This window comes from Desulfoluna spongiiphila, from assembly GCF_900101345.1.
In the GTDB taxonomy this organism is placed as follows: domain Bacteria; phylum Desulfobacterota; class Desulfobacteria; order Desulfobacterales; family Desulfolunaceae; genus Desulfoluna; species Desulfoluna spongiiphila.
On the sequence record NZ_FMUX01000006.1, the window covers coordinates 1 to 11,360 of the forward strand.

Below are 11,360 nucleotides of genomic sequence, written 5' to 3' on the forward strand. Positions count from 1 at the left end.
GCTTTTTGCTTGGGCTATTTGGCAAAAAAGCATGGAAACAAAATGATCCCAGCACTTGAAGCCCTTCGAGTTTCTTTCTGCGTCGTGCTCGGAGACTATACGGGCAAACTGGTTACGGTCAAAAAAACCTACGATTTGACTGAAAAGGCTGGAATGACGTACCATTGATATGCTCCTTGTTTGGCGAGGTCTTTGTTTGCAAACTTAACCATGCCTTATAAGGAGCATCTTTTCAAATTCTCACCGGTTTACTTCCGGTCAAATCCTATTTTGGACAACAGTGATTTTAGCAATAAGATGTAACCCTATGAATAACCATAAAAAACCATTGGTGTATGAATGGATTGGGAACCCCTTGTGCATTGTAAAAGTTGGTTTTCCGATAAAGTAACTGACACCTACGGCAAAGGTGGTTGTTGCAAATAGAAAATGCGCACTGGCTGTATTGTCGGTGATTTTTGAACTAAAAAAAAGATATATTTTGTCTCTAAAATTGTTGGACTTATGGATAGTCATGTCAAAAATGATAATGGCAAGGAAGACACCGATTAACATGAGGCTGATTGATAGTAAAGCTGTCATCTGTAGTGAATTTTCACACGGCTACTCTACTCGAAAGATGTAGAAGTAATATTAGTGCTTGGTGTTTGGAATAAACCGGGGAATTACCGGGCCAGGAATTGGAGTTAAATCTGCACTTCTGATATTTTGGTTTGTTGGTTGATGCCAATAATGATTATCGTGTATTGATTTAATTTCTTATAAAGGTGCCACGTATGGGGCTGATCCCATCTGCCAAGGGGGGGATGCGCTCTCCTGAGCCTGCTTAGCCACGAGGGAATCAACTATTTACCATCATTAGGATTAAGTTATTACTCTCCGAAATCCATAATTGCAAGAGTTGATCTCATCGCGTGGCCTAAGACGTGGTTTTCGATTTACCATCTTGAGGCATGTCTGAGTGCTAAACGTTCTGCAGAGATTATAGAAGGAATGGGGTCGCGTCTTGACATGGGACAAGACAAGGAATGGTATCGCATCTTGACATGGGACATAATTTTAAGGAAAGGGTCCGCCTCTACTCGTCTGATAAAATTCATTTTTCCACCGGGTGTGACGGGTAGGGTGCGGCTCCCGCACCGTTTTTGGTAGCAAGTAATCATGTTGGGCTTTGGTGGACGCCGACCGTCACCCGTGGCGTTTTCGTGAATCCGGAAAATTGAACCAAAAGTTCTGATGAGATTTTTGCGTGATAGGAAATGATAAAGCGGAAATGACAGGTGGATTAGGTCTCGCGCAAGAAGAAACACACAAACTCTAAGAAAAATGCCGCCGCGCTTTAACCCGAGGAACCAGGACTAAAGCGCGGCGGCAACCAGCTTTCAAGGTGGCTCACCTTGCCGCCGGAGGCATCGTTTTTGTCTGTTTTATTGTCGTACCGTCTCTTAATCTTACTGGCGGACACGCATTGTTCCGTCCGGGCTTTCGATGAGGCGGACCCTGTCGCCCACGAGGTAGTCGTCGTCCTTTTCCTGGACAACCACCATGATGCGGCCGTCATCGAGTTCAAGCTCGATTTCAACCCCCGGGCGCTTGGCCCGTGACTGCTCTGCGGCGCTTCCCGCTGCTGCTCCGCCCAGGGCCCCTGCGGTGGTGGCCAGGGTGCTTCCGCTGCCTCCGCCGATGGTGGAGCCGATAATACCCCCGACCACGGCACCTCCTACGGCCCCACCGCCGGTCTCTTCATGCTGGATCTGCACATCGGCCACATTCAACACCGTTCCATAATATACGGACATGGCCTGTTGGGCCTGGCCCGGCTTGTAGGTTTTGCTTCCCTGGCTTGCCGGTTGACAGCCCATGAGTGTCACTGAAACAAACGTTGCGATGGCGCAGGCCACAAGCTTTATGTTCATTTTTTGAGACTCCCCTTTATTTTTTTAAGGTGAACGGTTTGGGATTGTTCGGTCAGGCGGTGGTGCGGTACGGACGGCAGTGTTTTATTCTTGAATCGTGGGTAAAGATCTTTAATTCCATAAATTTATATCAGGGGTGTTATTTTATCAACAGCAAATCTCCGGGGTTTGGTACGGGGTGTTCGGCAGCCATGGAGACCGGGGGCGTGGGCCGGAATGGGGCTATGGCCTTGTGGTGGAAGGGCTGGGGCCTTTGGCTCCGGACGTTGGGCTGCGCCGCGTAGCCGTATTTTTTTCCGGGATCTGCCGGAAGGAGCGGTGGCTGATTTCAGGGCTCGCATAATGGATCAAAGAGTGATATATCGATAGAAATCCGGAAAATATTTTTCCAGTCAAATTGTATAAAAAATCAAGTAAATCAAGATAGATATTACATCTTAGGCTTTCGGCTTTTTTAAAGAAACCGAAAAGCGGACCAAGGAGGAGCGCATGGGCACGTCCTTTGACAGGGATAAGGCCGTTGAAACGGCCATGAGTCAGATTGAACGCCAGTTCGGGAAAGGGGCCATCATGAAGCTTGGGAACCGGGAAGTGGCGGCAGTCCCCGTCATTCCCACCGGTTCCATCGCCCTGGACAAGGCCCTGGGTGTGGGGGGCGTTCCCAAAGGGCGCGTCATCGAGATCTACGGCCCCGAATCATCCGGTAAGACCACCCTGACCCTTCACATTGTGGCAGAAGCCCAGAAACGCGGCGGGATTGCAGCGTTCATCGATGCCGAGCACGCCCTGGACGTCGTGTACGCCCAGAAGCTGGGGGTCAACTGTGATGAGCTGCTCGTGTCCCAGCCCGATACCGGCGAGCAGGCCCTTGAGATTGCCGACATGCTGGTGCGAAGCGGTGCCGTGGATGTGCTTGTGGTCGACTCTGTGGCGGCCCTGGTGCCCCGCGCCGAAATCGAAGGGGAGATGGGCGACGCCCACATGGGCCTCCAGGCCCGTCTGATGAGCCAGGCCCTTCGCAAGCTCACCGCCACCATCGGCAGGACCAACACCACGGTGATCTTCATCAACCAGATCCGTATGAAGATCGGCGTTGTCTTCGGCAACCCCGAGACCACCACCGGCGGCAACGCCCTGAAATTTTACTCCTCCGTGCGCATGGAGATCCGGCGATCTTCCGCCATCAAGGACGGCACAGAGGTCATGGGCAACCGAACCCGCGTGAAGGTGGTGAAGAACAAGATGGCACCTCCCTTCAAAGAGGCGGAGTTCGATCTCATGTACGGGGTGGGCATCTCCAAGACCGGTGAGCTCATTGATATCGGCGTGGAAGCAGGCATTATCGAGAAGAGCGGTGCCTGGTACTCCTACAACGGAGAGCGTGTGGGCCAGGGCCGTGAAAATGCCAAGAAGTTCTTTGGCGAGAACACCGAGCTGTACAACGAGGTGCTGGGCAAGGTAAAAGAGGCCCTCGGCATTGCGGAGACCCCCGCAGAAGAGGCGGAGGCCGGCGCATAATAGGCTGGTTCTGACAAGGCTCATTTGATAGACTGACAAAAGGGCGCTGCGCCTGATGAGGCGCAGGCCCTTTTGCTGTTTCTTTGTATGTATATCTTTGGTGGCCTCGAAAACATCGAGCACACAACACCGGCAGGCTGTGTTTCCAGGGGAAACCATCATCGCCGATGACGATGGTGCCGGGCTGCGGCTTTTTTCGAGAGCGTCGTATTTGACCATTTACCAAGGGACCGTAACGGTCCAACCCGGGGCCCAGGGCCCTCCCATGGAGCAAGGTGATGAAAGGCAGCGAAGCGCGAAAACTCTTTATCGACTACTTTAAGAAGCACAACCACCGGAACGTCAGGAGCTCGTCCCTGGTCCCGTCGGACGATCCCACCCTTCTTTTCACCAACGCGGGTATGGTTCAGTTCAAACGTACCTTCATCGGTGAAGAAAAGAGGGAGTACACAACCGCCGTGACGAGCCAGAAGTGCGTTCGCGCCGGGGGCAAGCACAACGACCTGGAAAACGTCGGGTACACGGCTCGCCACCACACCTTCTTTGAAATGCTCGGGAACTTTTCCTTTGGCGACTACTTCAAGGAGCAGGCCATCACCTTTGCCTGGGACCTTCTCACCAACGGGTACAAGCTTCCCGTGGACAAACTCTGGGTCTCCATTTACTTAGATGACGACGAGGCCTTTGAGATCTGGCACAAGAAGATCGGCGTGCCCGAAGACCGCATCGTGCGCCTGGGCGAAGCCGACAACTTCTGGGCCATGGGCGACACCGGCCCCTGCGGCCCCTGCACCGAGATTCACATCGACCGTGGCGAGCGTTTCGGCTGCGACAACCCCAACTGCGCCGTGGGCTGTGACTGCGACCGGTACCTGGAGATCTGGAACCTCGTGTTCATGCAGTACGAGCGGGACGAAGAGGGGACCCTTACCCCCCTTCCCAACCCCTGCATCGATACCGGCATGGGCCTTGAGCGAATCACCAGTATCATGCAGAACGCCGATACCAACTACGACACCGATCTGTTTACCCCCATCATCGGCAAGGTGGAAGAGCTCTCCGGCAAGAAGATGACGGACTGCAACGACACCGCCATCGCCATGAAGGTGATCGCAGACCACAGCCGTGCCGCCAGCTTTCTCATCAACGACGGGGTCATGCCGTCCAACGAAGGCCGCGGGTACGTGCTTCGTCGCATCATGCGCCGCGCCATCCGGTACGGTCGATTTATCGGGCTCACCGAGCCTTTCCTCCACACCACCAGCCGCGTGGTCATGGACATGATGGCCGACGCCTATCCCGAGCTCAAGGAGAGCGAAGCCTTTATCACCAACGTGATCCGAAACGAGGAGGAGAGCTTCTCGGTGACCCTGGACCACGGGCTGAAGCTCCTTGAAGAGGCCCTGGAAGAGGTGGCCGATTCCGATACCAAGGTCCTCTCCGGCGAGGTCATTTTCCGGCTGTACGACACCTACGGCTTTCCCGTGGACATCATCCGTGACGTGATCTCCGACGAGTCCATCGTCCTGGACCTGGAAGGGTTTGACAAGGCCATGGAAGCCCAGCGGGAAAAATCCCGCAGCAGCGTCACCTTTACCCGAAGCGGGGAGGCTTTCCGTAAGCTCTCGGCAGCAGGCGTAAAGACCGAGTTCACCGGGTACGAAGGCCTGACCGGCGAATCCAAGATCCTGGTGGTGGCCGTGGACGGCGAAGAGGTGGACGCTCCGGCTGCGGGCACCGACGTGGAGGTGGTGGTCGAGGCCACTCCCTTCTACGGCGAGTCCGGGGGCCAGATGGGCGATTGCGGGACCATCTCAGGGGATGGCTTTCAGCTCACCGTCCTTGATACCATCAAGGATCCCACAGGTCTTTTTATCCACAAGTGCCGTGTGGAGAGCGGAGCGGTCAAGGCCGGCCTCACCGCCACCCTTGCCGTGGACGGCGAGAAACGCGCCGCCACCGCCTTGAACCACAGCGCCACCCACATCCTCCACGCCGCCCTTCGGTCGGTGCTCGGGGACCACGTCAAGCAGGCAGGCTCCCTGGTGGGGCCGGATCGTCTTCGGTTTGACTTTACCCACTTTGCCCATGTGGATCGGGCCACCCTCGATGCCATCGAGGCTTGCGTCAACGATCACATCCGCATGAACGTGCCCGTGGGCGTCGAGGAGATGGACGCCGAAGAGGCCATGAAGACCGGCGCCACGGCCCTGTTTGACGAAAAGTACGGGGACCGGGTCCGCGTGGTTTCCATGGGGGACTTCTCCAAGGAGTTCTGCGGCGGCACCCACACGGCGGCCTCCGGCGACATCGGGGCCTTCCGAATCCTGTCGGATTCCGGCATCGCCTCGGGCGTGCGGCGTATCGAAGCCCTCACCGGCGCTTCGGCTGTGGCCAGCATTCAGAGCAGTGTAAACACCCTCGGCGAAGCCGCGGCCATGGTGAAAGCCACCCCCGAGAATCTCTCCGAGCGTTTGGAGAAACTCCTGGCCGACAACAAGGCCCTTGAAAAAGAGCTCAAGCAGCTGAAGATGCAGATGGCAGGCAAAGCCGCCGAAAGCCTCGACGACGACATCAAAGAGGTGAACGGGGTCCGTGCCGTGGCCAAGAAGGTCTCCGTGGAAAACCCGGCCCAGCTCCGCGAGCTGGCTGACCGGTTCCGCGACAAGATCGGTTCCGGCGTGGTCCTTCTGGGTACCGAGTCCAGCGGCAAAGCCCTGCTCCTGGCCCTGGTTACCAAGGACCTCACCAAAACCTACAAGGCCGGTGACATCGTCAAGAAAGCCGCAGCCATTGTAGGCGGCGGCGGTGGCGGGCGTCCCGACATGGCCCAGGCCGGCGGCTCCAAGCCGGAACACCTGGACGAGGCCCTGAGCTCCTTGTTCGAGTACCTCGGCTAAGTCAGGGGCACCCTGACGCCATATGAAAAAAATAAACCCGCGACTCATGCTGAGTCGCGGGTTTTTTGTTGGGGGTATGCGATGCGACACCGGGGGGGGGGGCTTGTGATTCGTAGGGTGCATTCCATGCACCAGAACCGGAATGTTACATATCGTCAGGGTGTTTTGAGTATGGAAGCCGTCGCTCTGTTAATCATGATGCATAAAATGCATCCTACGGGGTGATGACTGATATCAGAAGGGCAGGGGCGGTGGGGTGTGCCTTTGTGGTCTGCTTGATAGACTTTTGGTAACTATTCAGCTTATGCCTCCGGGGCCCTGCCGGGGCTAAACCTTTGTCTGATTTTATTCTGGTCTTATAAAGACGGGTTTAACAAACAGGCCTTTATAGTTCGTGTTGAATGACGTTTGGCCCGTGACCTTCAAAAAAACCGAGAAAGCTCGACCGAAACGGAGCGCCGCACTCCGGTGCGGCTTTTTAGTCCGTCGTTACCCGTACCGCACAGGAGTGCGGCGCTCCAAGGGTGACATGGGTGCTCAGGGGGTGATGTCAATACGACGATGGCCCAGGCGATGATCAAGGCCGACGTTTGCTCGTTCCCAGTCTCCGCTCGGGAATGCTCCATAGAGGCTCTGCCTCCAGGGTGGATGTCGTCGGAATGTGCGGCATGAGCAATCCACGGTACGGCTTGGCCCATTGGCAAGGCAGAGCCTTGCATATCGTCAGGGTGTTTTGAGTATGGATGCCGTCGCTCTGTTAATCATGGTGCATAAAATGCACCCTACGGGGTTAGGACAACCCCAATGCCTTTTGTCCGAATGACAGGGGGCAGAGGATGTGCTTTGATAATCTGTTTGTCAAACTTTTCAAAAGGTTGGCTGTCGGTGTTGTTCCGACCAAAGTCAAAAGAATCTGGAAAGCCTCGCATCGTTGTTTTTTGAAGAATGAAATGGGTCTCTCCCGCAGAGACGGTGGTCCAATGTCACACGTGACGCGAATGCCCTGAGAACGCATGTATAACGACTACCTCCATGCATTCGCCATAGGGTTTCAAGGTGCCCCACCTTGCCGCCGGAGGCAACATGCGGTTGAATGACGCCAGGGCGTGCTGCGGCCTTGTATACCGATAGGAACCCTGGAGATTTTTTGGAGGAGATGATGGAAAAAGCGTGTGAAGCGTTTCTTAAAGGGCGGACCGTTCAGGACGGGGCCCATGATCTGGGGCATGTGAAGCGGGTGGTGGCCCTTGCCCGGCGCATCGGGGAGGCCGAAGGTGCGGATCTTTCCGTGGTGGTGCCTGCGGCGTGGTTGCATGATTGCGTGAGCGTGCCCAAGGACTCTCCGGACAGGGCTTTTGCGTCTCGTCTGGCGGCGGATGAGGCCGTGGTGTTTTTAAAGGGACTCGGGGTTTCCGGCGACACACTGGCCGCCGTGCACCACGCCATCCATGCCCACAGCTTCAGTCTGGGGAAATCTCCGGAGACACTGGAGGCCCGGGTGGTTCAGGATGCCGACCGGCTGGACGCCATCGGGGCGCTGGGCATTGCCCGCTGCTTTTTAACCGGCGGGGCCATGGAGTCGGCCATGTTTCACCCGGAGGATCCCTTCGGCAGGCAAAGGGCGCTGGACGATCGGGCCTACGCCGTGGACCATTTTTTTGTAAAGCTCCTGACCCTCAAAGAAACCCTTCACACCGGGGCGGCCCGGAAGGAAGCAGGGCGTCGCCATGCCTTTATGCAGTCGTTCCTTGAGGAGCTGGAGCGGGAGCTGAAGGGGTGAGAACGCAAGGGGTCTACAGGTTTATTTCGAAAATTTTGATGCCTCCCGATGTGATCTCCCGGGTATCGCTCAAGGTTCGGGAGAGGGTGTCTCCGTAGGCCACCACCGTGTAGGTGTTGAGGGGCAGCAGAATATCGTAATCACCGTCGGCGGCATAGGATTCGGAAATCAGTTCAACAAAAATCAAGGTGCCGGTTCCGCAGAGGGTGTCCCTGCGTACGCTCACCGTTACGGATTCTTCGTCCTGGCTGATGCCGTTTACCCTGACCCTCAAGGTGCCCCTTGCCGTTACCGAGGTCAGGGCAAAATCTTCGATGAGGGTGTTGCCGGTCAGGGGCGTGACCCGGCGGCAGGAGGAGTTGAACCCGTCTTTGTAAACGACGAGGTTGTACGTGCTTTCCGGGACCCTGAGAATATAAGAGCCTGCCGCATCGGTGAGGGTGGATGCATGGTTGATAACTCTGTCTTTGGGGTCGATGGCGAAGCCGTCGTAGGTCTGTACGGACACCCGGGTGCCCTGCTGGGCCGTGCCCGGGGTGGGGGAGTCGGTGACGGAGCCGGTGATGCCGGCAATCTCACGGGTGTCCAGCACCTCAATCACCGATTTCAAGAACCATTGCCCGGTATCGCCCCCTTGAACCACCGACTTCATCACATCAAAATCCAGGATCAGTACGACGTTGGCATTGGTGTCGATGATGAATTGTTTTGCCCGCGTGACGCCGTTGCTGTCCTCACTGGGGATCTTGAGTTCATGAATGGAGTCGTCGAGTTCAACGGCGTAGTTGGCAAAGGGGTGTACCGTGCCGAGGATGTTGTTTTCACCATCCGGGGCGCTGGCCAGGACCAGGCGCACCTGATTGTACTCTCCGGCAGGCATCTCCCGGGTGCCCAGGGATTTCAGGATGCCCCCGGTTAAATCCAAAAGGTTGATGGTTTCGTTGACGATGTCCACCACCTGCCACCCGTTCTCGTCTGTGGCGGATCGGTTCACCTCCACCTGGTTGACGCTGATGTAGACGGCTTTGTAGTCCGGAGAAGGGGCATCGGTGAGGTTGACGGTGAGGTCTCCGAATCCTGACGAGGAGGTTGAGTCGGAGCTGGAGCTGCAACCGGTCAGGGCAACAAAGGCAAGGGCCGCAAGGATAAAAGCAAAGCGTGGGTTCATGGAAGCCTCCTGTGGGCGGGCTTGTTGTTTCAGGAAGGGGCGCGGGGAGAGCAAGGGTGAATAGGAAGAGGGCACCCTTGCGTTTGAGGGAGAGGGTGATCCTGAAAATGTAAAGTATGTTCCTGCAGGAAATACAAAAGGTGTGCCTTGAGCCCGGTCTGCCGTTTGGCGCTTTGGAGTGTGGCGAAGCCGTTTTGTCCGGGCGGATGCCATGATATCGGTTGTATCGTCTTGTCACAGCTTGATATTTTACTTGGTATTGTACCCTTTTTGATCCGAAGAACGAAAGGCTTTTCCTGTGAACATCGGTTTTTCTGTTGCCCTGCGGGGAACGTATGGCGATAATTTAAATTGACGTGTTGCAAAAAGTTTTCAAAATAGATAGTTGTGTGTGTAACCCCACCCCGGGGATGGGTTATGATGCCCGCGAACCATGACAGGAGGATGGAAATGGCTGACACACCAACGCACAAACACCATGATGAGATCGCCAAGCGGCTGAGAAGGGCAGGCGGTCACCTGGCAAAGGTGGTTGCCATGATCGAAGGGGAGGCGCCCTGCATCGAGGTGGCCCGGCAGCTCCAGGCGGTTTACAAAGCCGTGGGCAACGCCAAGCAGGCCCTGGTGCGTGATCATATCGACCACTGCCTGGACGAGCACGCCCTGATGGAACGTTCTGCGGCCGATATCAAAAAAGAACTGGCTGAAATATCGAAATACCTGTGAGACCGATATGTCGGAACGAATCGATGCCTTGACGGCGAACACCACCCGATACCCCTGGTATCTTTTTTTTCGGGACTGCTATTTCTGGGGCCCTGTTTTTTTTCTCTACTTTACTTCGGTGCTGAGCCTTTCCGAGGCCCTTCACCTGGAGGCGGTCTATTATGTGGCGGTGGCCGCAGCCGAGGTCCCTTCAGGCTATCTTTCCGACCGTTTCGGTCGAAGGCGGACCCTGATCGTTTCATCGGCCTGCCTGGGTTTTGCCTACCTTCTTTTTTTCACCGGACACACGTTTTGGCAGTTTGCCGCAGCCCAGCTTTTTCTGGCCGCAGGCTTTGCCTCGGCCTCGGGCACGGACACGGCCCTTCACTACGAGAGCCTGAAAGGCCTGAACCGTGAGGCTGAGTATGCCGCCCGGGAGGGGCATGCCCTGCGGTACAGTTTTCTGGCCGGGGGCGTCTCGGCGCTCCTGGGAGGGCTTTTGGCTACGGGGGACCTGAGGTGGGTGTATGGTGTGTCGTGTGCTGCCGCGGTTATTTCCCTGGGGGTTGTGTGCTCCATGGTAGAGCCCGAAGGGCGGGCTGGTCAGGTGGCCGGGCCCTTCGGATCTCAGCTTCGCGGGGTCCTGCGGAAAGCCTGGGGCACTCGGCTCCGTTTTTTTACCTTCTACGCCCTTGCCATGACGGTTTTGCTCCATATTCCGTATGAATTTTACCAGCCCTACCTTGAACGGACGCTGGCATGGATGGAGGCCGGAGATTCCATTGCCCCCTCCCTTTCCGGCGTCCACCTGGCCCTGACCATGGTGGTGGGGGCCTGGATGACCCGGTTTGCCGGGCGGATCCGCCATCGCTGTGTGGTGAGACGGACCCTTCTGGCCTGTGCCCTGCTCCAGGTGGTGCTCATCGGGGCCATGGCCCTTGTGGTGCATCCGCTGGTGGCTCTGATGCTTGTGGGGCGCACCGCCTCCCGTGCCGTGTCCACGCCTTTGGTGAACAGCGAACTCGCCCCCCTGCTCGGGCGTCATGAGCGAAGCACCTACTTTTCCCTCCAGAGCCTGTTGGGCCGCCTTGCTTACGGGGGCGTCCTCGTCATGCTGCCCCTTGGGGGCGGGGTGTTCGGAGAGGCCCTGCACGGCACGCTGGTCTGTGCACTGGTGCTTGCGCTGGTTCTTTTCGGGGGGCTTTGCCTGCTGCCCTTTCCCTGGGGGGAAGCCCCTGTCTGCTGCGGGAGCAAAGGGGCTGCCGCCCGTGGCGGAGACGATGTGCCGGAAAAACCGCTTGTGTCGTGAGCATTCCTCTGTGCTCGCGGAGTACAGGGCGATGGCGCTGGAATGATATTTTCTGGTTAAAATC

At 56.6% G+C, this 11,360-nt stretch carries 8 protein-coding genes; 5 read left to right on the plus strand and 3 right to left on the minus strand.

Translation table 11 applies throughout. The features are described from left to right. Both BLQ12_RS09640 and BLQ12_RS09650 read right to left on the minus strand, forming a co-directional pair. Positions 1-165: DUF4372 domain-containing protein (locus BLQ12_RS09640; protein WP_139163927.1), on the minus strand; the 165-nt coding region annotated here is incomplete at its 3' end. A 1,286-nt stretch (positions 166-1,451) separates the two neighbouring features. Continuing rightward, the gene (locus BLQ12_RS09650; protein WP_092210446.1) at positions 1,452-1,916 is read right to left on the minus strand and encodes a glycine zipper 2TM domain-containing protein; all 465 of its coding nucleotides are present in this window, start codon (positions 1,914-1,916) and stop codon (positions 1,452-1,454) included. A gap of 489 nt (positions 1,917-2,405) precedes the next feature. Here BLQ12_RS09650 and recA point away from each other — a divergent pair, with 489 nt between their 5' ends. The 3 genes from recA to BLQ12_RS09670 all read left to right on the plus strand — a co-directional run bounded on the left by recA (position 2,406) and on the right by BLQ12_RS09670 (position 8,114). Further along, the gene (recA, locus tag BLQ12_RS09660) at positions 2,406-3,434 is read left to right on the plus strand and encodes a recombinase RecA (RefSeq protein WP_092210448.1); all 1,029 of its coding nucleotides are present in this window, start codon (positions 2,406-2,408) and stop codon (positions 3,432-3,434) included. 278 nt (positions 3,435-3,712) lie between these two features. Next, positions 3,713-6,334 (plus strand): alanine--tRNA ligase, encoded by a 2,622-nt coding sequence (gene alaS, locus BLQ12_RS09665; RefSeq protein ID WP_092210449.1) that lies wholly within the window; start codon positions 3,713-3,715, stop codon positions 6,332-6,334. A 1,159-nt stretch (positions 6,335-7,493) separates the two neighbouring features. Beyond that, entirely contained in the window at positions 7,494-8,114 is a 621-nt protein-coding gene (locus BLQ12_RS09670; RefSeq protein ID WP_175469621.1) for an HD domain-containing protein, read from the plus strand. Positions 8,115-8,127: 13 nt separating this feature from the next. On the opposite strand, the gene BLQ12_RS09675 is transcribed toward BLQ12_RS09670, so the two are convergent. Further along, positions 8,128-9,282 carry a DUF4382 domain-containing protein gene (locus BLQ12_RS09675; protein ID WP_175469622.1) on the minus strand — a complete coding sequence of 385 codons (1,155 nt, stop codon included), beginning with the start codon at positions 9,280-9,282 and terminating at the stop codon, positions 8,128-8,130. Positions 9,283-9,732: 450 nt separating this feature from the next. Here BLQ12_RS09675 and BLQ12_RS09680 point away from each other — a divergent pair, with 450 nt between their 5' ends. Beyond that, positions 9,733-10,008 carry a metal-sensing transcriptional repressor gene (locus tag BLQ12_RS09680; protein WP_092210451.1) on the plus strand — a complete coding sequence of 92 codons (276 nt, stop codon included), beginning with the start codon at positions 9,733-9,735 and terminating at the stop codon, positions 10,006-10,008. A gap of 7 nt (positions 10,009-10,015) precedes the next feature. Then, entirely contained in the window at positions 10,016-11,296 is a 1,281-nt protein-coding gene (locus BLQ12_RS09685) for an MFS transporter (RefSeq protein ID WP_092210452.1), read from the plus strand. Positions 11,297-11,360: the final 64 nt, after the last annotated feature.

What these genes read in the sequence shown, in the direction of transcription:
- BLQ12_RS09650 (WP_092210446.1), bottom strand. Translation starts at nt 1,916, where the DNA reads ATGAACATAAAGCTTGTGGCCTGCGCCATCGCAACGTTTGTTTCAGTG.
- recA (WP_092210448.1), top strand. Translation starts at nt 2,406, where the DNA reads ATGGGCACGTCCTTTGACAGGGATAAGGCCGTTGAAACGGCCATGAGT.
- alaS (WP_092210449.1), top strand. Translation starts at nt 3,713, where the DNA reads ATGAAAGGCAGCGAAGCGCGAAAACTCTTTATCGACTACTTTAAGAAG.
- BLQ12_RS09670 (WP_175469621.1), top strand. Translation starts at nt 7,494, where the DNA reads ATGGAAAAAGCGTGTGAAGCGTTTCTTAAAGGGCGGACCGTTCAGGAC.
- BLQ12_RS09675 (WP_175469622.1), bottom strand. Translation starts at nt 9,282, where the DNA reads ATGAACCCACGCTTTGCTTTTATCCTTGCGGCCCTTGCCTTTGTTGCC.
- BLQ12_RS09680 (WP_092210451.1), top strand. Translation starts at nt 9,733, where the DNA reads ATGGCTGACACACCAACGCACAAACACCATGATGAGATCGCCAAGCGG.
- BLQ12_RS09685 (WP_092210452.1), top strand. Translation starts at nt 10,016, where the DNA reads ATGTCGGAACGAATCGATGCCTTGACGGCGAACACCACCCGATACCCC.